This is a genomic window from Rathayibacter rhapontici (assembly GCF_001995175.1).
Taxonomy (GTDB): Bacteria; Actinomycetota; Actinomycetes; order Actinomycetales; family Microbacteriaceae; genus Rathayibacter.
In genome coordinates, this window is the sequence record NZ_MUKN01000016.1 from 14,989 (window position 1) to 39,045 (window position 24,057).

Genomic DNA, 24,057 nt, shown 5'->3' on the forward strand with positions numbered 1-24,057 from the left:
GATGCCTCCACGCTACGGACGCGCTGCGCGCCGCCCCATCCGGTGAACCCCCCGCCGATGGGGGGAAGCCCCCGCACACGGAAGGGGGCGGGTGCGAGACTGGGACGACCGGTGCTCCGCCGGTCGCGCGAGGAGGCGGTGACCATGACCGACGACGAGATCCGGCACCGGACCCGCGACAGCCGCGGCGCCCGTGCGGTGTGGTTCGCCGGGCTGAGCGCGATCGCCGGCTTCGTGCTCCTCTCCCCGCTGATCTCGCTCACCGCGACGGTGATGACCTGGGGCGCGAAGCGGCGGATCGGCGTCCTCAGCGATCGGAACGGCGTCGTCGCCGTGAACTGGCAGCTCACCTACCTCGCCCTGCAGCTCATGCTGGTGCCCCTCCACCTGGCGCTCGTCTCGGTGCGCGACACCCTCAGCGCCGACTGGCCGGTCGCCACCATCACCGCGATCCTCGCCCTCGCGGTGCTGAACCTCGTGGTGTGCACGGTGCTCGGCATCCGCTCCGGGCGCGGGAGGACCGTGCGCCTGCCGATCGCGGTGCCGTTCGTCCGCTCCTCCCGCCCGATGCGCTGAGCGCGTCGACGGATGCGGCAGGGTGGAGCGGTGACTCCGATCGCCTTCCCCTCCCCCGTCTTCGTCGTCGCGGACGACGGCACCCGACTGGCCACCTACTCCGTCGGCGACGAGGGCGCGCCGACCGTGCTCGCGGTGCACGGCTTCGCGTCGAACGCCGTCCTCAACTGGGAGACGGCGGGCTGGCTCCGCACCCTCGTCCGCGCCGGATACCGGGTCGTCGCGCTGGACCAGCGCGGGCACGGCGCGAGCGAGAAGCCGCACCGCACCGGCGCTACGGGGTCGACGTCATGGTCGAGGACCTCGTGCGGGTGATCGAGTCGTACGACCTGGTCGCACCGCACGTGCTCGGCTACTCGCTGGGCTCGCGGATGAGCTGGGTCCTGGGCCTCCGGCACCCCGGGCTCGTCGCGACGCTCAGTCTCGGCGGGCTCACCGTCGGCGAGCCGCTCACCCGGTTCGACGCCGAGGCGGCCCGAGCGCGCGTGGCGAGCGGAGGGGAGATCGACGACCGCTTCACCCGCGCGTTCATCGGGATGGCCGAGGGCGTCGCCGGCAACGACCTCGCGGCGCTGGTCGCCGTGGCCGACGGCGTGCGCGGCGGAGCGCATCCGGAGGCGGGCGAGCACCCGGCGGCCCCGATGCTCCTGGTGACGGGCGGAGCCGATCCGATCGCCCCCGACGCGCCCGGCTCGCCGCCGCGGCCGGCGCCCGCTTCGTCGAGGTCCCCGGCCGCGATCACACGAGCACGGTGCCCGCGCGCGGGTTCAAGGAGGCGGTGCTCGCGTTCCTCGCGGAGCACGCCTGACCGCTTGCGGAGTGCAGGCGTAGCATCGCGGCATGCATGCCCTCCGCGTCGACGCACCAGGAACCGACTCCCGTCTCGTGCTCGAGGAGGTGCCGACTCCGACTCCCCGCGAGGGCGAGGTGCTGCTGCACGTGGCGGCCGCCGGGGTGAACCGCGCCGACCTCGGCCAGCGGGCCGGCGTCTACCCGCCGCCGCCCGGTGCCTCCGAGATCCTCGGCATGGAGGTGTCGGGCTCGGTCGTCGAGCTGGGGCCCGGCGTCTCGGGTGCCGCGGTGGGCGACGAGGTCTGCGCGCTGCTGTCCGGCGGCGGCTACGCCGAGTACGTCGCGGTCGACGCGGGACTGCTGCTGCCGGTGCCCGCCTCGGTCGGGCTCGTCTCGGCCGCGGCGCTGCCCGAGGCGACCGCGACGGTCTGGTCGAACCTCGTGATGACGGCGGGCCTGCGCGCGGGCGAGACCGTCCTCATCCACGGCGGAGGGAGCGGCATCGGCACCGCCGCGATCCAGATCGCGCACGCGGTCGGTGCGCGGGTCGCCGTGACGGCCGGGAGCCCGCGCAAGCTCGACGCGTGCCGGGCGCTCGGCGCGGACGCCTGATCGACTACCGCGAGGAGGACTTCGTCGCCCGGATCGGCGAGGAGACCGGCGGCCGCGGGGTCGACGTGATCCTGGATCCGATCGGCGGCGACTACCTCGCGCGCGATGTGGAGGCGCTGGCGACGGGCGGGCGCATCGTGTTCATCGGCAACCAGTCCGGGGCGGAGGGGGCGCTCGACGTGGGCCTGCTGATGCGCAAGCGCGGCACGGTGCACGCGACGACGCTGCGGGCGCGGCCGCTCGAGGAGCGGCGCGCGATCATCGCGCAGGTGCGCGAGAAGCTCTGGCCGCTGGTCGCCGACGGCAGCATCCGCCCGGTGATCGACGAGGTCGTGCCGCTGGCCGAGGCCGAGCGCGCGCACGAGCGGATGCGGGCGTCGGGCCACATCGGCAAGCTGCTGCTCACGCCGTGACGGGTGGGCGCCGCCGCTGGCGCGCAGGACCTCGGCCGGGAGCACCCGTCAGCGGTCATCGCGGCTGACGAGCGCTCCCGGCCGAGGCGGGGGGTCGCGGGCTCAGACTCCCGAGCGGAGCAGCCCGAGCGAGCGGTTGATGCCGTCGACGTCGACCGCGGCCGGGTCGAAGGAGGCGCCCTCCGCGAGGCCGAGCGCCTCGAGCGCCTCGGCGTGGTCGGCCGACGACGCGTCGGTGGCCGCACGGACCGTGTCGGCCCACGCCGCCGGACCGCCGGGCGCGTCGATCGGAGCCGCGCCGCGCGCTCCGGTGCACCGCGGCAGCGCCGCGCCGAGCGGAGAGACGGCCTCGAGCCGGATGACGTGGCGCCACTCGTCCTCGAGGTCGTAGACGTAGAACAGCTCGTCCTGGACGTTCTCGAGCACCTCGGCCAGCGCGACGGAGGCCTCGTCGACCAGATCGGCCCCGAGCTCCTCGGCGTCGGCGGGCGAGCCGATGCGGGCGGCCTCCTCGTCGGGCACGCCGACGCTGAAGTAGTGCGGCTGCGCGTCGGTCCAGCCCAGCGAGAGCTGGAGTGCGAGGTGCAGATCGCGCAGGCTCGACTCCGAGGACAGCTCGAGGCGGCGCCAGACGACGGGCTTGGTGCCCAGCAGCGAGACGCGGAGCGCGTAGGCCGACGCGGTGTCCTGCGTCGCCTCGTCGAGGATCTCGAGTCGCGACGCGTCGCGCTCGCCGAGCAGCACGATGCTCGCGCGGACGACGGAGGCGAGCACCGGCTGCAGGCCCTCGGGCACCACGTAGCCGAACTCGGGAGAGTGCAGGAGCAGGCCGAGCTCGGCGGCGTCGTCGAGCATCCGCTCGGCGGCGCCCACCATGCGCTCGCGCTCGTCGAGCGCCTCCTCGAGGGCCACGTCGGCGTCGGCCGCCAGCTCGTCGACCAGCTCGCCGACGACGAGCCCGGGGTGGATCTGCGACTGGCAGGCGACGGCGATGCGCAGGAGCACGGCGTCGGTGGTGGTCACGGCGCGCTCGCGCGGCGAGAAGGCGCCGTTCTCGGTGTCGGAGGAGGCGAGCGCGGCCTGCGCGCTCACGATCCACTGCTCGAGGAAGCGGGCGACGTAGGCGACGCGCTCGGCGGCGGCCTCGGCCGCGTCGGAGCTGCGCCAGAGCGGAGCCGCCTCGCCGAGGACCGCGACGGACCCCTCCGTCTCGAGCACGGAGGACGCGACGAGCGCGTCCCACCAGGCCGACACGGGGATCCGCACGGCGTCGTCGCTCGGGGTCGACCCGGCGGAGGGGATGCCCGCCTCGACCGCGATCTCGCGCGCCGCGCGCTCGGAGAGGGACGCGTCGTCGGCGCCGGCGAGGTGCTCGACCACCACGTCGGCGGCGTGCACGAGGGCGGTGGCCCGGACGGCCGAGAGCTGCTCGGGAGCGGGGACGTCCTCGACGGCGGTGAGGTCCTCGAGGACGGCCTCGACGAAGGAGCCGGCGAGGTCGAGGACCTCGTCCAGGACCGCCTGGCAGTCGTCGAGCTCCTCGTCGGTGCCCGTCCAGAGGTCCTCGTCGGTCAGGAAGTCGAGGAAGTGCTCGATGACCTCGGCGACGGTGAAGAGCGTGTCGTCGAGATCGGCCTCGCTCTCCTCCCCCGACAGGTCGGACTCGATCTGGTCGAAGACCGCCTCGAGGAGCTCGGCGTCGGGCTGGGCGAAGGAGCCGCGGGGGCGCAGGTCGCGCGTCATGGCGAAGAGGTCGGTCAGGACCTCGACGGCCTCGTCGACATCGAGGTGCTCGTGCAGGACGCCGACGTCGGCGAGGTGCGCGCGGTACCAGCTGCGGAACCGCACCATCATCGCCGTCTCGGCGGTGCGCCCGCCTCCGGAACCGCCCTGACCACCCGATCGGCCGCCGCCGGATCGTCCCTGATTGCGCTTCTTGCCCATCGTTCCTCCGCGACCGCTCCACTCTCGACTGCGAAGCGCTCCAGCCTACCGGAGCACGCCGGTGAGGAGCAGTGCGGTGTCAGCCGATCGACGAGGTGACGGTGTCGAGCACGAGGCGCGCCGCGATCGGCCCCGCGTTGAGGAAGAACGGCTCCATCGGGACCTCGACGGCCGTGCCCGCCCCGACGGTGGACAGGGTGGGCCAGAGCGCCGCGTCCTCGATCAGCGCGAGCCCGTCGCCGAGCCCGGCGTAGAACACGTGATCGGCGTCGGCGAGCTCGAGCTGCTCCGCGCTGATCTCCTGGGCGGTGTCGTCGAAGCGCTGGGACTCGGGCCGGTCGAGCCCGAGGTCCTCGGCGAGACCGCCGACGAAGGACGGGACGCCCTGGATGCGGGTGCGGTCGCCGGTGGACTGCAGGAACGAGACCGTCGGGGCCGGCTCGGGCAGCGTCGCGGCGAACGCGCCGGCGTCCTCGTGCAGAGCGTCGAGCATCTCCTGCGCGTCGCCCTCGCGGCCCAGTGCGTCGGCGAGCAGGAGGAGGTCGCTCTTCCAGTTCACGCCGTTGCCGAGCGTCACCACGGTGGGGGCGATCGCGCTGAGCTGGTCGTAGAGCTCGGCTCCGCGCACCGAGTTGATGAGGATGAGATCGGGATCCGCCTGGGCGATCGCCTCGACGTCGGGCTCGGTCCGCTCGCCGATGTCCGCGATCGCGTCGGCGGATGCGACGCGGTCGGCCAGGTACTCGGGGACGAGGCCGCTGTTCTCGGCGCGGGTGGCGGCGGCGGGGACGACGTCGAGCGCGAGCAGGGCGTCGAGCTGGCCCGTCGAGACGACGGCGACCCGCTCCGGAGCCGCGGCGAGCTCGGTCGACCCGGCGTGGTGCGCCACCGTGCGCGGGAACACGCCGTCCTCCTCCGGGGCGCCCATGCCCTCGCCCATCGTGCGCGAGACGGTCCAGTCGCCGGTGGACGCCGCCTCGGCGTCGGGCAGCTCGGCGGTCGAGGCCGGGCCCGAGCAGCCGGTCAGGACGAGCAGTGCGGCTCCGGCGAGCGCCGGGACGGCGAGGAGGCGGGACGGGCGGACGGGGACGGTGCGGGTCGAGGAGGTCACGCCGGTAAGGATAGCCTTGCCTGAATGATCGACCGCGCCCTCGCGCCTTCCGCGCCTCCGAAGCCCGCCACGGGCCCCGCCGCCCCTCGGCGACCGCTCGGCCGATCGGTCGTCGCAGGACTCCTGCTCGCCGCGCTGCTCGTCCTCGCCTGCACGGCGAGCCTCGCGGTGGGCTCCCGGCCCGTCCCGGTCGGGGCCGCGCTGGACGCGCTGCTGCACGGCGGCGCCACGGCCGACGCGCTGATCGTGCGGGAGCTGCGGATCCCCCGCACCGCCGCCGGGCTGCTCGTCGGCGCCGCACTCGGAGCCGCCGGCCTGCTGATGCAGGCGGTGACGCGCAACCGCCTGGCCGACCCGGGGCTGCTCGGGGTGAACGCGGGCGCCTCCGCGGCGGTCGTCGTCGCCATCGGGTTCCTCGGCGTCTCGAGCGCGGGCGAGTACGTCTGGTTCGCCTTCGGCGGTGCGGCCGTCGCCGCGGTGCTCGTCCACGTCGTCGGGGCCGGCGACGGCCGCGACCCGATCGGCACGGTGCTCGCCGGAGTGGCGCTCGCGGCGTGCCTCGGCGCGCTGATCGGCATCGTCACGCTGCTGGACACCGAGACGTTCGAGTCGTACCGGTTCTGGGTGGTGGGCTCCCTGGAGCGGCGCGAGCTCGGCACCGCGGCGCAGCTCGCTCCGTTCGTCGCGATCGGGCTCGCAGTCGCCGCGCTCGTGGCGCCGGGGCTGAACCTGCTGGCGCTCGGGCACGACATCGCTCGATCCCTCGGGGTGCGCCCCGGCGCGGTGATCCTCGGCGCGGGCGCCGCGATCACCCTGCTCTGCGGAGCCGCGACCGCCGCCGCCGGGCCGCTCGCCTTCGTCGGGCTCCTCGTGGCGCACCTCGTGCTGCGCCTGGCCGGGCCGGATCTGCGCTCGGGACTCCCGCTGGCCGCCCTCGGCGGGGCCGTGCTGGTCGTCGTCTCCGACGTGCTCGGCCGGCTGATCGCCGCTCCGGGAGAGGTGGAGGTCGGCATCGTGACGGCGCTGCTCGGAGCACCCCTCCTGTTCCACCTCGCGACGCGGAGCACGGCGCGATGACGCTCGCGCAGCGCCGGTCGGCGCGCCGCACCCGCATGCTCGCCGTCACCGCGGTGCTGGCGCTCGCGGCGGCCGTCGCGGGGATCGTCGGAGGCTCCTACGAGACGACGCTCGCCGACGTGCGCGACGCGGTGCTGGGCACGGCGTCGGCCCGGACCAGCGTGATCGTCGTCGACATGCGCCTCCCCCGCGTCCTCGCCGGGCTCCTCGTCGGCGCGGCGCTCGGAGTCGCGGGCGCCGTCTTCCAGACCCTCTCGCGGAATCCGCTCGGCAGCCCCGACATCGTGGGCTTCAGCGCGGGGTCGGCGTCCGGAGCGCTGGTCTGCCTGGTGCTCCTGACCCCGCCCGCCGACCCGGCCCTCGGCGCGTGGGCGGGCGGCGTCGGCGCAGTGCTCGTCGTCGTCCTCCTCACCCGCGGAGCGGGCCTGGCGAGCGAGCGGACGATCCTGGCGGGGATCGCCCTCGCGGCCCTGCTCTCGGCGGTGAACGAGTTCCTCCTGACCCGCGCTCCGACCGAGGTGGCGCGCTCGGCGACGCTCTGGCTCTTCGGATCGCTCTCGGCGACCGACTGGGGAGACACCGCGCCGCTCGCGGTCGCCGGCGGGGTCCTCGGACTGCTGCTCGCGACGCAGCGCGAGCGGCTGCGCCTGCTGGAGCTGGGCGACGAGCTGGCGACGGGGCTCGGCGTCCCGGTGCGGCGGACCCGGCTGGTGCTGCTCCTGCTCGCCGCGGGGCTGACCGGGACGGCGACCGCGGTCAGCGGTCCGATCGGCTTCGTCGCGCTCGCGGCGCCGCAGCTCGCCCGACGCGCGACGGGCTCGGCGGGGATCCCGCTGACCGCGTCGGCGGCGATCGGGGCGACCCTCCTGCTGGCGTCGGACGTGCTGGCGCAGCGGGTGCTCGCTCCGCTCCAGCTGCCGGTCGGGCTGGTGACGGGAGCGGTCGGCGGGGCGTACCTGTTCTGGCTCGTCGCGCGAGGGCGGCGGCGCCCCGAGAGCGGCGCCGAGCGGTCGCCCGCCGGCCGCGTCAAGCGCGGTCGTGGAGCGTGATCAGGTAGCCGTCCGGGTCCTCGAACGTGAACGTGAGGCCGAACGGGCCCTGGACCGGATCGGAGGCGATCGGCACGCCCGCGTCGACGAGTGCGGCGTGGATCCGCTCGGCCTCGGGAGCGTGCAGCCACAGCCCGACGCCCCGACCCAGCGGGGCCGCGTCGAGATCGACTCCGTGGGCCGCCGAGCGGACCGCGAACGCCGCCGGCGAGGTGGCGAAGACGACCGCGTGCGGCGGGCCGGCCTGCCGCGCGAAGCCGAGGTGCTGCTCGTAGAAGGCGGCGGAGGAGTCGAGATCGCGCACCTGCAGCGAGACGAAACCGGGTCCGGAGACGGTCATGGGGAAGCCCTTCGTTGATGTCAGTCTTCTGACACGGATGATCCTATGTCAGACTCCTGACATGAGTGGCATCGATCTGACGGCTTCCCCCGGATACCTGCTGAAGGTGGCGTCGACAGCACTGCGCGCCGCCATGGAGGAGGTGCTGCATCCGCTGGGCATGACGATCACGCACTACTCGTGCCTCGAGCTGCTCGCCCAGCGCCCGGGGCTGTCCAACTCGGAGCTCGCGCGGGGCACTTTCGTCACGCGGCAGTCGATGAACGTGCTGCTGCAGTCGCTCGAGCAGCAGGGCCTCGTCGCCCGGGCCGAGCGGCCCGCGTCCGGACGCATCCTCCCGACCGAGCTGACCGGGGCCGGTCGGCGGCAGCTGCGGGCGGCGAGCGCCGCGGTCCGCGCGGTCGAGGACCGCATGGTCGCCGGGCTCGCGGACGGCGACCGCGAGCGGCTGATGCGCCTGCTCGCGAGCTGTGCGGCGGCGCTGCGGGCGGACTAGGCCAGCTCGGACACCGTGCGGCGGACGACGCGCAGGTCGCTGCCGTCCGAGAAGAGCTCGGGCGAGCTGCGCCGGATCCGCTCGACGTCGTCGAACACCGCCCGCAGGTGGGAGCGCAGCGCTGCGACGGCGCCGTCTCCGTCGCCGCGCCCGATGGCGTCGACGACCGCCGCATGCTGATCGATCAGAGCGTGGATCGGCCGGGCGTCGACGAGACTCAGGCGGCGGGCGCGATCGAGGTGCGCCTTCGCGGAGTTGACGGCGTTCCATGCGCTGCCGTGGCCCGAGAGGTCGAGCAGGGCCCGGTGGAAGTCCTCGTCGAGCCGGAAGAAGCGCTCGACGTCCTCCTCCGCGTCGGCCTCGCGCTGATCGTCGAGGATGTCGTGCAGGGCCGCGAGTCCGGCCGGGTCGACCTCGGACTCAGCGGCGACCTGCGCCAGCGAGGCGCACTCGATCGCCTCGCGGATGAACTGCGCCTGAGCGACACGCTCCGGATCGACGCGCGAGACGAAGCTGCCCCGCTGCGGGAAGATCTGCACGAGACCCTCCTCCTTCAGCAGCAGGAGACTCTCGCGCACCGGGGTCCTCGAGATGCCGAGCTCGGCCGACAGCTCGTTCTCGGACAGCGGGGAACCGGGCTGGAGATCGAGCGAGATGATGCGGCGGCGCAGGGCGTCGACGGTGCGGTCGCGCGCCGACGCGGCTCTCGCCGCGGGCTCGCTCCGTGATGCCATGACGCCAGTCTAAACGGCGTTGACACACTGCCATGGCAGTGCTTGTATGGCAGTCATCGGTCCTCGCGCACCCTCGCGGCCGACCCGAACCCGCATGCAAAGGAGCACCGGATGTCCCAGAGATCCCGCGCGTCGTCCTCGACGCAGACCCCCGATCAGAAGGGGGTCCGCTCGACGAAGGACCTCGCGAAGGTCGCCGTCTCGGGCTGGCTCGGCACCGCGATGGAGTTCATGGACTTCCAGCTCTACTCGCTGGCCGCCGCCATCGTCTTCAACCGCATCTTCTTCCCCGAGTTCGACCCGGCGGTGGGCCTCATCGCCGCGATGGCGACCTACGGCGTCGGCTACGTCGCCCGCCTCCTCGGCGCGATCTACTTCGGCCGGATGGGCGACCGCATCGGCCGCAAGAAGGTGCTGTTCCTCACGATCGCGCTGATGGGCGTCTCGACCACGCTGATCGGCGTGCTGCCGACCTACCAGCAGGTGGGCCTCCTCGCCCCGATCCTGCTGGTGTTCCTCCGCCTGCTGCAGGGCTTCGGCGCCGGTGCCGAGATCGCGGGAGCGACGGTGATGCTCGCCGAGTACGCCCCGGTGAAGAAGCGCGGACTGATCTCGTCGCTCGTCTCCCTGGGCACCAACTCCGGCACTCTGGGCGCCTCGGCGCTCTGGGCGATCCTGGTCGCGACCCTCTCGGACGAGGACCTGATCACCTGGGGCTGGCGCGTGCCGTTCCTGGCGAGCTTCGTGCTCCTCATCCTCGCGGTGTGGATCCGCACCTCGCTGAAGGAGAGCCCGGTCTTCGAGCAGCGCGACGACCTCGTCGACGGCGTGGCGCTCACCAAGAAGCAGCTCGCCGAGCAGGCCCTCATCGCGGGCACCGGCAGCATCGAGACCGCCCTGAAGCAGAAGAAGGGCAAGGCGTTCCTGATCGCCCTCGGCCTGCGCTTCGGCCAGGCGGGCAACTCCGGTCTCATCCAGACCTTCCTGATCGGCTACATCGCGACGGTCATGCTCAGCGACAAGTCGATCGGCACGAGCGCGATCGTGATCGGCTCCCTCTGCGGCTTCGTCACGGTGCCCCTGCTCGGGATCCTGGGCGACCGCTTCGGTCGGCGCCCGCTGTACATCGTCTTCACCTCCCTCACGATCCTGTTCGCGATCCCGATGATGATGATGGTCACCAGCGGCGACCCCGTGCTCATGACGATCGGCATCGTGGTGGGCCTGAACATCGGCGTCCTCGCGCTGTTCTCGCTCGAGTCCGTCACCATGGCCGAGCTCTTCGGAGCCCGCACGCGCTTCACCCAGCTCGCGCTCGCGAAGGAGATCGGCGGCATCCTCACCACCGCGATCGGCCCCGTGCTGGCCGCGACCCTCACCGCCGTGACAGGGTCCTGGTGGCCCCTCGCCGCGATGGTGATCGGCTACTCCCTCGTGACGCTCGTCTCGGCAGTGCTCAGCCCCGAGGTCCGTGGACGCGACATGGTGCGACTGGAGGACGCGGTATGAGAGCCGTCGTGGTGCACGGGGCGGGCGATCTGCGGATCGACGAGCGTCCCGATCCGATCGCAGGTCCCGGCCAGGTCGTCCTGGCGGTCGAGTGGGGAGGGATCTGCGGATCCGATCTCAGCTACTGGAAGCACGGCGCCTCCGGGACCGCGCGACTCGTGGATCCGCTCGTCCTCGGTCACGAGTTCGCCGGACGCATCGCCCGGCTGGGCGAAGGCGTCGAGGGCTGGGAGATCGGGCAGGCGGTCACCGTCCACCCGTCCGAGCTCATCGGTGACCCGGCCCTCCCCGAGCGGATCGCCGGCCGCACGAATCTGCACCCCGCCATCCGCTACTACGGCTCGGCGGCCCTCCACCCGCACGCCGACGGCGGGTTCAGCGAAGCCAAGACGGTGCTCGCGCACCAGCTGCGCGCCCTGCCCGACGGAGTGGACACGCGCCACGGCGCCCTCGCCGAGCCGTTGGCGGTGGCGATGCACGCGGTGCGCCGCGCGGGCGACGTGCGGGGCAGGGACGTGGTCGTGAACGGAGCCGGCCCCATCGGGTCCCTCCTCATCGCGGCCCTGCGCCACGCAGGCGCCGGCCGCATCACGGCCGCCGACCTGAGCGCCGCATCGCTGGCGATCGCCCGCCGGATGGGCGCGGACGAGACGCGCGACGTCTCCGCGGGCGAGGCGCTCCCCGCGGACTCGGAGCTCGTCTTCGAGGCGTCGGGCGCGCCCGCCGCACTCGGAGCGGTCCTGCACGCGACGGCCCGGGGCGGCACCGTCGTCCAGGTCGGCAACCTGCCCGGCGCCCCCGCGCCGGCCGCGCTGGGCGACCTCGTGACCCGCGAGATCACCTGGATCGGCAGCTTCCGCTTCGTCGACGAGATCACCGACGCGGTCGCTGCGATGCGCGACGGCCTCGATCTCTCCCCGCTGATGACCCACGAGTTCGACCTGGCCGACGCCGAGGAGGCGCTGCGCACCGCGGCGGACCCGGCGTCGGGCAGCAGCAAGGTGATGCTCCGCCTCGGCGGACGTCGCACCGAGGAGGACGGCCCCGTGCAGACGGCCGCCCCCGTGCAGAAGGAGACCCCCGTGAAGAAGGAGGCACTGTGAAGATCACCGCGCCCGAGTGGTCGTGTCCTCCCCCGGGCGGAACTACGTGACCCTCGTCATCGAGACCGAGGACGGGGTGATCGGCGTCGGCGACGCCACGCTGAACGGCCGCGAGCTCTCGGTCGCCTCGTACCTCGAGGACCACCTCTGCCCCCTCCTGATCGGACGCGACGCGCGCCGGATCGAGGACACCTGGCAGTACTTCTACAAGGGCGCCTACTGGCGCCGCGGCCCAGTGACGATGACGGCGATCGCTGCGATCGACGTGGCGCTCTGGGACATCAAGGGGAAGGCCGCGGGGATGCCCGTCTACCAGCTCCTGGGCGGCGCCGCCCGCGACGGGGTCATGGTCTACGGCCACGCGAGCGGGACGACGCTCGACGACCTCGACGTCGACTTCCAGCGCCATCTCGACCTCGGCTACAAGGCGATCCGCGCGCAGGCCGCCGTGCCCGGGCTCGACAAGACGTACGGCATCCCGCCGGCGGGCGGAGCGGTCTACGAGCCCGCCAGCGGCGCCTCGCCGCAGGAGGACTCGTGGGAGACCACGGCGTACCTCGACTTCGCACCGGAGATGCTCGGGCACGTCCGCGAGCAGTTCGGCTACGGCGTGCACCTGCTGCACGACGTCCACCACCGCCTCTCCCCCATCGAGGCGGGCCGGCTGGGCGCGGCGGTCGAATCGCTCCGGCCGTTCTGGCTCGAGGACCCGACGCCCGCCGAGGACCAGTCCTCGTTCCGGCTCATCCGCCAGCACACGACGACGCCGATCGCGGTCGGCGAGATCTTCAACTCCATCTGGGACTGCCAGCAGCTGATCACCGAGCGGCTGATCGACTACATCCGGACCTCGGTCTCGCACGCGGGCGGCATCACGCACCTGCGCCGGATCTTCGCGCTCGCCGACCTCTACGGCGTGCGGTCGGGCTCGCACGGCGCCGGCGACCTCTCGCCGATCACGATGGCGGCGGCACTGCACGTGGACCTCTCGATCCCGAACTTCGGGATCCAGGAGCAAATGGGCCACCGGGACCCGGCGGGCGAGGTGTTCCGCTGGGACTACACCTTCACCGACGGCTACATGCACCCCGGCGACGCGCCGGGCCTGGGCGTCGTCTTCGACGAGGAGGCCGCCGCGCGCTTCCCCTACGACCCGAAGTACCTGCCGGTGAACCGCCGGCTCGACGGATCGGTGCACGACTGGTGAGCGGGGCAGCGTACGACGTCGTCGCGCTCGGCGAGGTGCTCGTCGAGGTCGCGACCGACGACGCGTTCGGCCACGGCGTGCCGGCACTGCTGGGAGTCTCGGGGGACGCCCTCAACGTCGCGGCCGCCGCCGCCGCGGCCGGGGCGCGCGTCGCCCTCGCGGCCGTCCTGACCGACGACGATCTCGGCCGGGCGATCGCCGCCCGTGTCGAGGCGCTCGGCGTCTCGACCGAGCTGCTGCGCTTCCGGCGCGGCCAGCAGGGCGTCTACCTCGTGCACAGCGACCCGGACGGAGAACGGGAGTTCTCCTACGCCCGCTCGGGCAGCGTCGGCTCGACGCTGGGGGCCGACGACGTCGACGACGCCGTGCTGGCCGCGGCGGGCGCCGTGGTCGCCGGAGGGATCGCCTGCGCGGTCTCGGAGACCACGCGCGCTCTCGTGCTGCACGCCGCCCGCACCGCGCAGCGCTTCGTCTACGACCCCAACCACCGTCCCCGCCTGAACACCGCGGAGCGCGCCTCCGCCGATCTGCGCCTCCTCGCCGCCTCGGCCGCGCTGGTGACCCCGTCCTTCCCCGGCGAGACCACGGCCCTGCTCGGAGCCGACTCCGCCGCCGACGCCGCCGACGAGCTGCTGGCCCTCGGCGCCGCCGCCGTCGCGGTCACCTGCGGCTCGCGCGGCGTGCACCTGGCGACCGGCGAGGGCGAGCACCTCTGGATCGACGCCGTGCCCGCCCCCTCCGTCGTCGACCAGACCGCGCCGGCGACGCCTTCGTCGGCACGCTGGCCGCCCGGATCGTGCTCGGGGATCCGCTCGCCGACGCCGCTCGACTCGCCGCGGCCGCCGCATCCCTCGTCGTCGGGGGCCGCGGCGGGACCGGCCTCGTCCCGACCCTCGCCCAGACGCGGGCCCATGCGGGGGTGACCTCGTGACGCGACTGTCGCTCGCGGCGGGAGCGCGTCCGTCGGTGCCCCGGGACAGGCTGGGCGACGGAGTGGTGCACCTCGGACTCGGCGCGTTCGCGCGGGCGCACACGGCCGTCCTCACCGAGGACGCCATGCTCGCCACCGGCGACACCCGCTGGGGGATCACCGGGGTCACCCAGACCTCGGACACCGTGGTGCGGCAGCTGGGGCCTCAGGACGGCCTCTTCACCCTCGTCGAGCGGGGCGAGGGGGCCCGTGCGCCGCGCCTCGTCTCCTCTGTCTCCCGCGTGCTCGCGGGGCGGACCGACTCGGATGCCGTGGTGTCCCGGATCGCCTCGCCGCGCACCTCCGTCGTGACCCTCACCGTCACCGAGAAGGGCTACCGGGCGCGCTCGGGCCGCCTCGACACCGACGACGCCTGGTGCGCGCCGATCTGGCGGGGACCCCTCCCGTCACGGCCGTGGGCCAGATCGCGCGCGGCCTCCAGCGCCGGGCCTCGGAGGGCGGCGGTCCGATCTCGGTCGTGCCGTGCGACAACCTGCCCTCGAACGGCGCGCTCACCCGCACGCTCGTCCTCGACTTCCTCGCCGCGCTGCCGTCGTCGGAGGCCGCCGATCTGCCCGAGTGGATCGCCGAGCACGTGCGCTTCCCGAGCACGATGGTCGACCGGATGGTCCCGGCGACGACCCCGGCCGACCTCGACGCGATCGAGCGCGAGACCGGCTTCCGCGACGAGGGCGGCGTCGTCGCGGAGCCGTTCGCGCAGTGGGTGATCGAGGACTCCTTCGCCGCGGAACGCCCGGCCTGGGAGGCCGCGGGCGCCCTGCTCACCGCGGACGTGGAGCCGTGGGAGTCGGCGAAGCTGCGCCTGCTCAACGCCAGCCACTCGCTCCTGGCGTACCTGGGACTCGCCGCCGGGCTCGACACGATCGCCGAGACGGTCCGGGACCCCGCCTTCCGCCTGGCGGCCGAGCGGATGATGTCCGAGGACGCCCTGCCGACCATCGTCCTGCCCGACCGGCTCGACGGAGCGGACTACTCCGCCTCGGTCCTGCGGCGCTTCGGCAACCCGGCACTCGGGCACACGACCGCCAAGGTCGGCGCCGACGGGTCGCAGAAGATCCCGCTCCGCCTGCTCAGCACGGTGCGCGCCTGCCGCGCGAGCGGACGGGAGCCGCGCTGGGCCGCCCTCGGCGTCGCCGCGTGGATGCACCGCGTCGCCACCGCCGCGGTGCTCGACGATCCGCTCGCCGACGAGCTGCGCGCCCTCCTCCCCCGCGATCGCTCCGCCGGAGCGGTCGTCCCGGCGCTGCTGCGCTCCCCCGCGGTCTTCGGACCCGACCTGGCCGACGACCCGGCCGTCACCGCCCTCCTCGTCGACTGGTACGGGATCCTCGACCGTCGAGGCGCGCAGGGTATCAGAGAAGAGATCGACGCATGACCACTGCACTGGACGTGATGCGGGTCTCCCCCGTCATCCCCGTCGTCACCCTCCTCGATCCCGAGGACGCCGTCCCCGTCGCGCGGGCGCTGCTCGCGGGGGGCATCGGGCTGATCGAGCTCACCCTGCGCACGCCGACCGCCCTGGAGTCGCTGTCCCTGATCGCCGCGGACGTGCCGGAGATGCTGCTGGGCGCCGGCACCGTGCTCTCGGCCGAGCAGGCCGACGCGGCGGTCGCGGCAGGTGCGGGGTTCCTGGTCAGCCCCGGGCTGACCCGCTCGCTGCACCGCTACTTCCGCTCGCTCGAGGTGCCGGTGCTGCCGGGGGTCTCGACCGTCGGCGAGGTGATGACCGCGCTCGAGGAGGGTGCCACGGAGCTCAAGTTCTTCCCCGCCGGTCCCGCGGGCGGGCCGCCCTACCTCGCCGCCGTCGGCGCGCCGATCCCGCAGGCGACCTTCTGCCCGACGGGCGGGATCTCGGTCGCCACGGCCGCGGACTACCTCGCGCTGCCGAACGTGGCGTGCGTCGGCGGCAGCTGGCTCACCCCGCAGGCGGCGATCGACGCGCAGGACTGGGAGCGCATCACCGCGATCAGCACGGCGGCCTCGACGCTGGGAGCGACGGGGCGCAGCGCGAAGCAGCCCGCGCGTTGACACGGCTTCGCGGCGGTGCCTGACTGGGTCCGACGCGAGGAGGCGCTGATGGCGGGGATCACAGGTTTCGACCACATCGGAGTGACGGTCGTCGATCTCGAGGCGGCGACGGCGTTCTTCGTCGGGCTCGGCCTCGAGATCGAGGGGAGGACACCCGTCGAGGGCGAGTTCCTCGACACGGTCGTCGGCCTGACCGGTGCGCGGACCGAGATCGTGATGCTGCGGCCTCCGGGAGGTGGGACGGCCGTCGAGCTCTCGCGCTTCGTCCGGCCGCCGTCGCCTCCCGTGCCGCCGCCGGTCGGGGCGACCGAGCCCGGGCTCCGGAGCCTCGCGTTCGTCGTCGAGGACCTGTCCGCGGTACTGGAGCGCCTCGCCGACAACGGCCACCGGCTCGTCGGCGGCGTCGGGGAGCACGAGGGCGTCTGGCGGATGGCCTACGTCCGCGGTCCGGAGGGGATCATCGTCGCCCTGGCCGAGCGGATCGACGGCGACTGACGAACGGCCGCGGCCGCCGTCGTGGTGGCGCTCGGATCGCGCTCCTGACTCAGTCGCAGTCGGCGGGCTCGCCGTCGCCGATCTCGTCGGCGAGCTGGTCGGCGCTCAGCCGGTCGCCGGGCACCGGCGTCCGGAACGGCCCGGCGGGCGGGAGATCGACCTCGGGCTCGGCGGTGCCGGGAGCGGCCTCGACGTCGAGATCGCGCTCGGCCTGCTCGGCGTCGCGGGCGGGTCGGGAGGACGGGAGGAACGGCTCTGCCATCGACATGCCCTCGAGGGTCGCCCGCGCAGGTGACGGCGAGGTGAACGCGTCCGTCACGGGAACGTGACTCCGGTGCGCTCCTCCGACAGCCGCCACAGGCGCTGCGCGTCCTCGGGGTCGACGAGGCGCGGGAACGGGCGCTGCTCCGTCGGCGCTCCCCCGAGCCCGCCGGGGCCGCCCGGTCCGACGAATCGGCCGCCCGCGCCCTCGAGGACGGAGGCGAGCAGCGCCGGCAGCGGAGCGGTCTCGACGGTGCCGACCAGGAGTCCTCGGCGCGACAGCGCCCGGATCAGCCGCACGTCTACTCCGTCGCGGGCGCGACCCGTCTCGGGACGGGCGGCGAGGAGGCTGGTGGGCGCCACTCCGGGGTGCGACAGGTTGCTCGTGACGCCCCAGCCGTGCGCTGCGCTGCGGCGCTCGAGCTCGAGGCCGAACAGCCCGACCGCGATCTTCGACGAGCTGTAGGCGCGGAACGCGTGGTAGCCGCGCTCCCAGTCCGGGTCCTCCCAGTGCACCGCGTTCCGGTTCGCGGCGACGCTCACCTGCGACACGACGCGCGCCCGTCCTTCGCGCAGGAGCGGCATGAGCCGGCCGATCAGGGCGAAGTGCCCGAGGTGGTTCGTGCCGAACTGCAGCTCGAAGCCGTCCGCCGTGCTCAGGCGCGTGGGCGGGGTCATCACTCCGGCGTTGGCGACGAGGAGGTGCAGCGGCTGCCCCTCAGCGGCGAGCGTGTCGGCGAGGGAGCGGACCGACGCGAGGGACGAGAGGTCGAGGTCGCGGAGCGAGACCGCGGCTCCCGGGTGCTTCTCCCGGATGCGGGCGAGCGCCGCCTCCCCCTTCGCGCGGTTGCGGACGGGCAGCAGGACCTCCGCTCCCGCCGCGGCGAGGCGCCGGGCGAGGACGAGCCCGAGGCCGTCGCTGGCCCCGGTGACGAGGGCGCGGCGGCCCGAGAGGTCGGGGAGGTCGAGATCGATCGGTCGGCGTGGCATGGCGGGCTCCTGACTCGTGGCTGCCGGGTGCAGCGCTGCCAGCGTGCGGCCCGCGGCGCCCGGGAGGAACGTCCCGCTCAACCGTGGATCGCCGGACCGTGGCTGAGCGCGCCGACCGCCGGTAGAAAGGGAGCGGACGTCAGGAGGACCGATGCGCACGATGGACCGGGAGGGGCTCGCCGAGTTCCTGCGCGCCCGACGCGAGGCCCTGCAGCCCGAGGACGTGGGGATGCCGCGCACGGCGCGCCGCCGCACCGCCGGGCTCCGCCGCGAGGAGGTCGCCGCCCGCTGCAGCATGTCGGCCGACTACTACGCGCGCATCGAGCGCGGCCGCAGCCCCCAGCCGTCCGAGCAGATGCTCGCGTCGATCGCGCAGGGACTGCACCTGACCCTCGCCGAGCGGGACCACCTCTTCCACCTCGCCGGGCACCGGCCGCCCGAGCGCGGAGCGTCGGACGGCCACGTCGGCCCGGGGCTGCTCCGGATCCTCGACCGACTGCAGGACACGCCCGCCGAGATCGTGACGGAGCTCGGCGAGACGCTGCGGCAGACTCCGCTCGGCGTCGCCCTCACCGGCGACCTCACCCGCTTCACCGGTCCCGAGCGCAGCATCGGCTACCGCTGGTTCACGGACCCGGCGAGCCGGGCGATCTACGCCGAGGAGGGTCACGAGCACCTGTCGCGCGTCTGGGCGTCGGGATTGCGCGAGGTGCTCAGCCGCCGCGGACCAGGGTCCCGCGCCGCCCGCTACGTCGAGCTGCTCCTCGAGCGCAGCGACGAGTTCCGCCGGCTCTGGGCACTGCACGAGGTGGGCGTGCGGCCCGGCGAGACCAAGCGCTTCGAGCACCCGGAGCTCGGGCGGCTCGACCTCGCCTGCCAGACCCTGATCGACCCGGTCGACTCGCACGCGCTGCTCGTGTACACGGCGGCACCCGGATCGCCGAGCCACGAGAAGCTCGAGCTGCTGCGGGTGGTGGGGGCGCAGCTGCCGGTGTGACTCCGGGGCGCTCGGATCGAGCCGACTGCCAGGGTCGCGCTTAACGGGGGGGTCCGGTGCGGTCGCGCACTCTGCCACTCTGAACCGCCCCTGCCCCGCACGACCGAGGGTTCCCGCCCCTCCCCCGCTCTCCCTGGAGCCCCGTGACCCCGTCCTCCGACGCGCCCTCCCGCCGCAGCGTCTCCTCCCTCGCCCTCTGGAGCGCGCCCGTCGTCGCCCTCGCCGTCGCCGCCCCGGCCGCGTCCGCCTCCGGACCCGCGGCGCTCGCCGCCGAGCAGCCCGGCTGGAACGCGTCGGCGCGGTCCGGTCGGGGCATCTCCTCCGGAGGCCTCACGGGCTACACCGGGTTCGCGTTCCAGGAGACAGCGGGGCTCGTCCCGGCGCCGGTGGTGTCGTTCGTCGAGACCGTCGTCATCACTGTCACGGCCAACTGGGGCTCACCCGCGTCCGCTCAGGCCGGACGCGACGCCGCGGCGGTGACAGCCCGAGCTGTGATGACAGCCGTCCTGATCCCGCCACGCCAGCAGACCCCCGGCGTCGGAGTCGGAGCCTGGAGTGTCGTCGGTCCGACGGATGTGGGCCTCACCGTGAAACTCCGAGACTCCATCGGCGGTACCGACGACTCCGGCTACCTCCAGCGGATCCGATGGCAGGCCACTCGCACCGTCGACGTCGCGAGCCTCGGGGCGTCGGGCCAGGCGGGCTACAGCGTGGTGGCCGACTGCCAGAAGCCGTACGGCAGCCTTTTCACCTCCCTCGACCTCTTTCTCGCGCCGGTCGCCGGCAGCGGCTCCGTGGCGGACGACGACTCACCCGGCCTCCAGGGCGTCGTGACCGAGGCACCACGACCGACCGGTCCGGTCCTGTTCCCCTCACCCACTCCCTGACGCAGCAGGCGCCGGTGCGGGTGCCGGGACGGTGCGCTCGACGTCCACCGAGTGCCGGCCCCGGTCCGCGGATCCCGTCGGCCTGATCCCCGAAGCACCCTCCGCGTGTTTCGTCCGTGAGAAATCTTTCGACGATCGACCGCCGGGGCTTGCGCGGAGTGCCCCCGGATGGGTGGAGTTACCGGATGACCGATACGACGCGCACGACCGGCGAGAGCTCTCCGGGCACCGGCAAGGGATCTCTCAAGAAGGTCATCACCGGCCCGCTCCTGTTCGCCTTCATCGTGGGCGACACCCTCGGCGCGGGCATCTACACGCTCGTCGGCACCATGGCGAAGGACGTGGGCGGCGTGATCTGGCTGCCCCTGCTGATCGCGCTCGTGATCGCCCTGCTGACCGCCGGCACCTACGCCGAGCTGATCACGAAGTACCCGCACGCCGGCGGCGCCGCCCGCTACGTCGACCGGGCCTTCGGCAAGCCGTACCTCTCGTTCCTGGTCGGCTTCCTGATGATGGCGTCGGGCATCACGACCGCCGCCGCCCTCGCCAACGCGTTCGCGGGCGACTACCTGGGCGCTCTGCTGGACGTGCCTCCCGTGCCCACGGCCCTCGTCTTCATCGCGATCCTCACCCTCGTGAACCTGCGCGGAGTGAAGGAGTCGCTGACCGCGAACCTCGTCGCCTCGGTCATCGAGGTCAGCGGCCTCGTGATCGTGATCGTCTGCGCGGCGATCTTCTTCGGCGCCGGCAACGGCGACTTCGCCCGGGTCCTGGAGTTCAACCCCGAGGTCGCGCCGCTGCAGGGCGCGTTCGCCGCCTCCATCGTCGCCTTCTTCTCCTTCCTCGGCTTCGAGGCCGCGGCGAACATGGCGGAGGAGGTGCGGAACCCCTCGAAGGTCTACCCGCGCGCGCTCTTCGCGGCCCTGTTCACGGCCGCCGTCGTCTACCTCCTGATCGCCCTCGGCGCCGTCATCGTGCTCCCGATCGACGAGCTCGCCGAATCGACCGGTCCCCTGCTCGACGTGGTCGCGGCCAGCGGGGTGGGTGTGCCGCCCTGGCTGTTCGGCCTGATCGCGCTCGTCGCGATCGCCAACGGCGCACTGCTCTTCATGGTCATGGCGAGCCGCGTGGGCTTCGGTTTGGCCACGGCGGGGCTCCTGCCGAGCGCCTTCGGACGCGTCCTGCCGAACCGCCGCACCCCGTGGGTCTCGATCCTCGTCGTCGGCGGCGTGACGATGGTGCTCAGCGTCCTCGGCGACGTCGGCACGCTCTCGGAGACGACCGTGCTGCTGCTGCTCCTGGTCTTCATCTCGGCGAACGTCTCGGTGCTCGTGCTGAAGAAGGACCGCGTCGACCACCCGCACTTCTCGGTGCCGCGCGTCGTGCCGATCCTGGCGACGATCGCCAGCATCGTGCTGCTCACGCAGCAGACCGGAGTGGTGTGGCTCGGCACCGCGGGCTACGTCGTGGTCGGGTCGCTGCTGTTCCTGGCGACGCGCTTCGGCAAGAAGCGTCACGCGGACCAGGTGTCGGCGCGCGAGGACGCGGACCGGTCGTAGCGGCCACCGTTGGACAGTTTCCGCTGCTCCGAGCTGCTCGGAACCGCAGATCGTGTCCAACGGCGACGCGGTGTGATCCGATCCGTCGCGATGAGTCGCCCCTGCTCGGGATGAGCGGCCTGTCGTGACGGATCAGTCGCGCGCTCGTCGGGCGCAGAAGCACTTCGCTCAGCGATCGCTGTCGGTCACACCGACGACGAGTGGACGCGATCGGGGGCACGACGGGACCGTGGGGGCCGTTCCGCGTCCGGTGGGCGACCGAGACCGCGGCGAGTCGACCTGATCCGGGGTCTGCTCACCCTTCGAGGACCGATTCGCGACCATCGGGCCGGCGCCTGCCCGGTGGCAGCAAGCGCACCGCAGGTCGAATAGGTTGGCAGCCATGCCCGGTGACGACGTCCTCGATGCCCTCCGCTCGTTCGTCGAGGAGCGCGACTGGGCTCAGTTCCACACGCCGGAGAACCTCGCGAAGAGCATCAGCATCGAGTCGGGCGAGCTGCTCGAGTGCTTCCAGTGGGGCGAGGGCGACCTGCCCTCGGCGGTCGACGAGCTCGCGGACGTGCTGACGTACTGCCTCCTGCTCGCCGACCGGCTCGGAGTCGATGCGGACGAGATCGTCCTCGCCAAGCTCCGGAAGACCCGCGAGAAGTACCCCGTCGACAAGGCTCGCGGACGGAGCGAGAAGTATGACCGGCTTTAGCCTCGAGCACCTGCCCTTCGACTCCGACCAGGTGCGCGCGTGGGGAGCAGCCGACCCGCGGCACCGCAACTGGCCGGTCGTGTACGTGCTGGACAGTGCGGCCGAGGTCTATGTGGGCGAATCCCTCAACGCGGAAGGACGCCTCCGCCAGCATCTCGACTCCCCCGAGAAGAGCCGGCTCGAGCGCGTGCGGGTCGTCCTGGACGAGACCTTCAACAAGTCCGCGTGCCTCGATCTCGAGTCCTTCCTCCTGCGGATGCTGTCGGGCGAGGGCCGTCTGCAGGTGCTGAACCACAACGCGGGCGTCACCGACGCCGACTACTTCGATCGCGACTCCTACCGCCGGACGTTCGACGAGGTGTTCGAGGTCCTGCGGACCCAGGAGCACCTCTTCCAGCGGACGCTCCCGGAGATCATCAACAGCGACCTCTTCAAGCTGTCGCCGTTCAAGGCGCTCAACCACGATCAGGCGATCGCCGTCGAGGACATCCTCGAGGGCCTCTTCGCCGACCTCGAGTCGGGCGAGCGGAGCACCGTCGTCGTACGGGGGGATCCCGGAACCGGCAAGACCGTCGTCGCGATCTACCTGATGAAATTGCTCCAGGACATCCGCCGGCACGATCCGGAGGAGCCGCTGGACAGCGACTCCGTCTTCAGCGACTTCTTCACGCCGGGGCACAGAGAACTGCTGTCGACGCTCCGCATCGGACTGGTGGTTCCACAGCAGTCGCTGCGGGGGTCGATCGCGCGGGTCTTCACTCTCACGCCGGGGCTGTCGAAGAATCTGGTGCTCACGCCCTTCCAGGTGGGGAAGAGCGCCGAGCCCTTCGACCTCCTCCTCGTCGACGAGGCGCACCGCCTGAGCCAGCGGGCGAACCAGCCCTCCGGCCCCCTGAACAAGACGTTCGCCGACGTCAACCGAACGCTCTTCGGCGAGGACGGGCTCGAGTACACGCAGCTCGACTGGATCCGGGCGCAGAGCAGGCACGTGATCCTGATGCTCGACACCGCCCAGACGGTCCGTCCGATGGACCTCCCGGCCGCGGTGACGCGGGGCCTCCTCGCGGAGGCCTCCGCGGGCAGCCGCATGTACCCGCTCCGCTCGCAAATGCGCATCGCGGCGGACAAGGACTACGTCGGGTACGTGAGGTCGGTCCTGTCGGACGACCCGCCTCCGCTGCGCGAGGAATTCGACGGCTACGACCTGCGCTTCTTCGACGACGTGCACGAGCTGCGCCGGGAGCTGCTGCTCCGAGAACAGGAGCACGGCCTCGCGCGCCTCGTGGCCGGGTACGCATGGAAGTGGATCACCAAGAAGCAGAAGGACGCGTTCGACATCGAGATCGACGGCCTCTCACTGCGGTGGAACCAGACGCAGCGCGACTGGATCAACTCGCCCGGCGCGATCGACGAGGTCGGCTCCATCCACACGGTGCAGGGCTACGACCTGAACTTCGCCGGCGTGATCATCGGACGCGACCTGCGCTTCGATCCGGTCGCGCAGCGGGTCGTCTTCGACCGCTCGAACTACCACGACACGAAGGGCCGCGAGAACAACCCGAAGCTGGGGATCACGTACTCCGACGAGGATCTGCTGGCGTACGTCCGCAACATCTACACGGTGCTGCTGACGCGCGGGATCCGCGGGACGTACGTGTACGTGTGCGATGACGCGCTGAGGGAGCATCTGAAGCGCTACTTTTGAGTCGGGCGCGCGCCGACCGCGACTGCCTCGGCCGGGGTGCCGCGCTGCCGCAGGCATTCAGCGCTCCTCCTAGGGAGCCGGCGTGATCCGATCCGTCACGAAACGCCGTTCCTGTCCAGGCTGAGCTGCTGTTCGGAATCGATCGCGACCGAGCACCGGAGGGTCCGGGGCGACCCCGCCCACGGGCGCGGAGGGCGTCGACGTCGTAGCCCTGCTCGACCTGCGCCGCCCAGTCCGCGATCTGCTGCTCGGTCACGGGTCGGCCATCGATCGACTCTCGGTCGCTCATGGCGAATATCGTGCGACGGAAAGCGCCGGAGGGGTCGGATCGGCGCAGAACGGGGCCGGGAGAACATCGTCCAGATCAGTCGTACCCGCCGCACGGCGGTCTGCGGGTCACAGGGAGAGCGCCCTCGACGCTGGGGTGGCGACACGCTGTCTGGTCGGGTGCCGCTCCTGCGAGTGGACGCATTCCGGGCCC

Annotated in this window: 23 protein-coding genes and 3 pseudogenes; 20 read left to right on the plus strand and 6 right to left on the minus strand. The window is 73.0% G+C overall.

Annotated features, from left to right (window positions below; all coding sequences use genetic code 11):
- Window positions 1-144 precede the first annotated feature (144 nt).
- From B0T42_RS06910 to B0T42_RS06925, 3 genes and pseudogenes are all read left to right on the plus strand, one after another.
- Window positions 145-576 (plus strand): magnetosome magnetite crystal formation protein family, encoded by a 432-nt coding sequence (locus B0T42_RS06910; RefSeq protein ID WP_158078059.1) that lies wholly within the window; start codon window positions 145-147, stop codon window positions 574-576.
- Between the two features lie 30 nt (window positions 577-606).
- Window positions 607-891: an alpha/beta fold hydrolase gene (locus B0T42_RS06915; protein WP_158078060.1), complete on the plus strand. Its 285-nt coding sequence runs from the start codon at window positions 607-609 to the stop codon at window positions 889-891.
- 525 nt (window positions 892-1,416) lie between these two features.
- Window positions 1,417-2,393, plus strand: a pseudogene (locus tag B0T42_RS06925) (NAD(P)H-quinone oxidoreductase).
- A 102-nt stretch (window positions 2,394-2,495) separates the two neighbouring features.
- Here the strand turns inward: B0T42_RS06925 and B0T42_RS06930 are convergent.
- Together B0T42_RS06930 and B0T42_RS06935 are read right to left on the minus strand one after the other, a co-directional pair.
- Window positions 2,496-4,337, minus strand: a complete 1,842-nt coding sequence (locus B0T42_RS06930; protein WP_077222510.1) for a plasmid pRiA4b ORF-3 family protein — start codon at window positions 4,335-4,337, stop codon at window positions 2,496-2,498.
- Between the two features lie 79 nt (window positions 4,338-4,416).
- Window positions 4,417-5,448 (minus strand): iron-siderophore ABC transporter substrate-binding protein, encoded by a 1,032-nt coding sequence (locus B0T42_RS06935; RefSeq protein ID WP_173892311.1) that lies wholly within the window; start codon window positions 5,446-5,448, stop codon window positions 4,417-4,419.
- A gap of 24 nt (window positions 5,449-5,472) precedes the next feature.
- Between B0T42_RS06935 and B0T42_RS06940 the strand changes: the two genes are divergently transcribed.
- Complete coding sequence (locus B0T42_RS06940) at window positions 5,473-6,525, plus strand: FecCD family ABC transporter permease (protein WP_077222511.1); 1,053 nt, start codon at window positions 5,473-5,475, stop codon at window positions 6,523-6,525.
- On the plus strand, window positions 6,522-7,574 hold the full coding sequence (locus B0T42_RS06945) for a FecCD family ABC transporter permease (protein ID WP_077222513.1): 1,053 nt from the start codon (window positions 6,522-6,524) through the stop codon (window positions 7,572-7,574). The genes B0T42_RS06940 and B0T42_RS06945 overlap by 4 nt, the downstream gene beginning before the upstream one ends.
- Here the strand turns inward: B0T42_RS06945 and B0T42_RS06950 are convergent.
- Window positions 7,552-7,914, minus strand: coding sequence for a VOC family protein (locus B0T42_RS06950; protein WP_077222514.1), 363 nt, complete (start codon window positions 7,912-7,914; stop codon window positions 7,552-7,554). The two genes, B0T42_RS06945 and B0T42_RS06950, sit on opposite strands and share 23 nt — an antisense overlap.
- Before the next feature lie 61 nt (window positions 7,915-7,975).
- Between B0T42_RS06950 and B0T42_RS06955 the strand changes: the two genes are divergently transcribed.
- Window positions 7,976-8,410, plus strand: a complete 435-nt coding sequence (locus B0T42_RS06955) for a MarR family winged helix-turn-helix transcriptional regulator (protein WP_077222515.1) — start codon at window positions 7,976-7,978, stop codon at window positions 8,408-8,410.
- On the opposite strand, the gene B0T42_RS06960 is transcribed toward B0T42_RS06955, so the two are convergent.
- Window positions 8,407-9,144, minus strand: coding sequence for a GntR family transcriptional regulator (locus B0T42_RS06960; RefSeq protein ID WP_077222516.1), 738 nt, complete (start codon window positions 9,142-9,144; stop codon window positions 8,407-8,409). The two genes, B0T42_RS06955 and B0T42_RS06960, sit on opposite strands and share 4 nt — an antisense overlap.
- Before the next feature lie 111 nt (window positions 9,145-9,255).
- Here B0T42_RS06960 and B0T42_RS06965 point away from each other — a divergent pair, with 111 nt between their 5' ends.
- The 9 genes and pseudogenes from B0T42_RS06965 (at window position 9,256) to B0T42_RS06995 (ending at window position 16,477) form a co-directional block, all read left to right on the plus strand.
- Entirely contained in the window at window positions 9,256-10,653 is a 1,398-nt protein-coding gene (locus B0T42_RS06965) for an MFS transporter (protein WP_077222518.1), read from the plus strand.
- Complete coding sequence (locus B0T42_RS06970) at window positions 10,650-11,756, plus strand: L-idonate 5-dehydrogenase (RefSeq protein ID WP_077222519.1); 1,107 nt, start codon at window positions 10,650-10,652, stop codon at window positions 11,754-11,756. The genes B0T42_RS06965 and B0T42_RS06970 overlap by 4 nt, the downstream gene beginning before the upstream one ends.
- Window positions 11,757-11,802: 46 nt before the next feature.
- Window positions 11,803-12,963 (plus strand): D-mannonate dehydratase ManD, encoded by a 1,161-nt coding sequence (manD, locus tag B0T42_RS06975; protein ID WP_274703331.1) that lies wholly within the window; start codon window positions 11,803-11,805, stop codon window positions 12,961-12,963.
- A gap of 77 nt (window positions 12,964-13,040) precedes the next feature.
- Window positions 13,041-13,658: pseudogene (locus tag B0T42_RS06980) on the plus strand (PfkB family carbohydrate kinase); the annotation flags it as partial.
- A gap of 101 nt (window positions 13,659-13,759) precedes the next feature.
- On the plus strand, window positions 13,760-13,894 hold the full coding sequence (locus B0T42_RS21925) for a hypothetical protein (RefSeq protein ID WP_269087507.1): 135 nt from the start codon (window positions 13,760-13,762) through the stop codon (window positions 13,892-13,894).
- Between the two features lie 65 nt (window positions 13,895-13,959).
- A pseudogene (locus B0T42_RS21120) lies at window positions 13,960-14,217 on the plus strand (mannitol dehydrogenase family protein); the annotation flags it as partial.
- Window positions 14,218-14,309: 92 nt separating this feature from the next.
- A complete protein-coding gene (locus tag B0T42_RS06985) occupies window positions 14,310-15,329 on the plus strand; it encodes a mannitol dehydrogenase family protein (RefSeq protein WP_236720164.1) in 1,020 nt (339 codons plus the stop codon).
- Window positions 15,326-15,982, plus strand: a complete 657-nt coding sequence (gene eda / locus B0T42_RS06990) for a bifunctional 4-hydroxy-2-oxoglutarate aldolase/2-dehydro-3-deoxy-phosphogluconate aldolase (protein ID WP_077222522.1) — start codon at window positions 15,326-15,328, stop codon at window positions 15,980-15,982. Before B0T42_RS06985 ends, eda begins: the two co-directional genes overlap by 4 nt.
- 48 nt (window positions 15,983-16,030) lie before the next feature.
- A complete protein-coding gene (locus B0T42_RS06995) occupies window positions 16,031-16,477 on the plus strand; it encodes a VOC family protein (RefSeq protein WP_077222523.1) in 447 nt (148 codons plus the stop codon).
- A 49-nt stretch (window positions 16,478-16,526) separates the two neighbouring features.
- On the opposite strand, the gene B0T42_RS07000 is transcribed toward B0T42_RS06995, so the two are convergent.
- On the minus strand, window positions 16,527-16,796 hold the full coding sequence (locus B0T42_RS07000; protein WP_077222524.1) for a hypothetical protein: 270 nt from the start codon (window positions 16,794-16,796) through the stop codon (window positions 16,527-16,529).
- Window positions 16,793-17,728, minus strand: a complete 936-nt coding sequence (locus B0T42_RS07005) for an SDR family oxidoreductase (RefSeq protein WP_077222525.1) — start codon at window positions 17,726-17,728, stop codon at window positions 16,793-16,795. The genes B0T42_RS07000 and B0T42_RS07005 overlap by 4 nt, the downstream gene beginning before the upstream one ends.
- Before the next feature lie 151 nt (window positions 17,729-17,879).
- Here B0T42_RS07005 and B0T42_RS07010 point away from each other — a divergent pair, with 151 nt between their 5' ends.
- The 5 genes from B0T42_RS07010 (at window position 17,880) to B0T42_RS07030 (ending at window position 23,576) form a co-directional block, all read left to right on the plus strand.
- Window positions 17,880-18,725, plus strand: a complete 846-nt coding sequence (locus B0T42_RS07010) for a helix-turn-helix transcriptional regulator (RefSeq protein ID WP_077222526.1) — start codon at window positions 17,880-17,882, stop codon at window positions 18,723-18,725.
- A gap of 143 nt (window positions 18,726-18,868) precedes the next feature.
- Window positions 18,869-19,612: a hypothetical protein gene (locus B0T42_RS07015; RefSeq protein WP_077222527.1), complete on the plus strand. Its 744-nt coding sequence runs from the start codon at window positions 18,869-18,871 to the stop codon at window positions 19,610-19,612.
- 185 nt (window positions 19,613-19,797) lie between these two features.
- The gene (locus B0T42_RS07020) at window positions 19,798-21,171 is read left to right on the plus strand and encodes an APC family permease (protein ID WP_077222528.1); all 1,374 of its coding nucleotides are present in this window, start codon (window positions 19,798-19,800) and stop codon (window positions 21,169-21,171) included.
- Window positions 21,172-21,553: 382 nt separating this feature from the next.
- Entirely contained in the window at window positions 21,554-21,871 is a 318-nt protein-coding gene (locus tag B0T42_RS07025) for a nucleotide pyrophosphohydrolase (protein WP_077222529.1), read from the plus strand.
- Window positions 21,858-23,576 (plus strand): DUF2075 domain-containing protein, encoded by a 1,719-nt coding sequence (locus B0T42_RS07030; protein ID WP_077222530.1) that lies wholly within the window; start codon window positions 21,858-21,860, stop codon window positions 23,574-23,576. Before B0T42_RS07025 ends, B0T42_RS07030 begins: the two co-directional genes overlap by 14 nt.
- The last annotated feature ends 481 nt before the right edge of the window (window positions 23,577-24,057 follow it).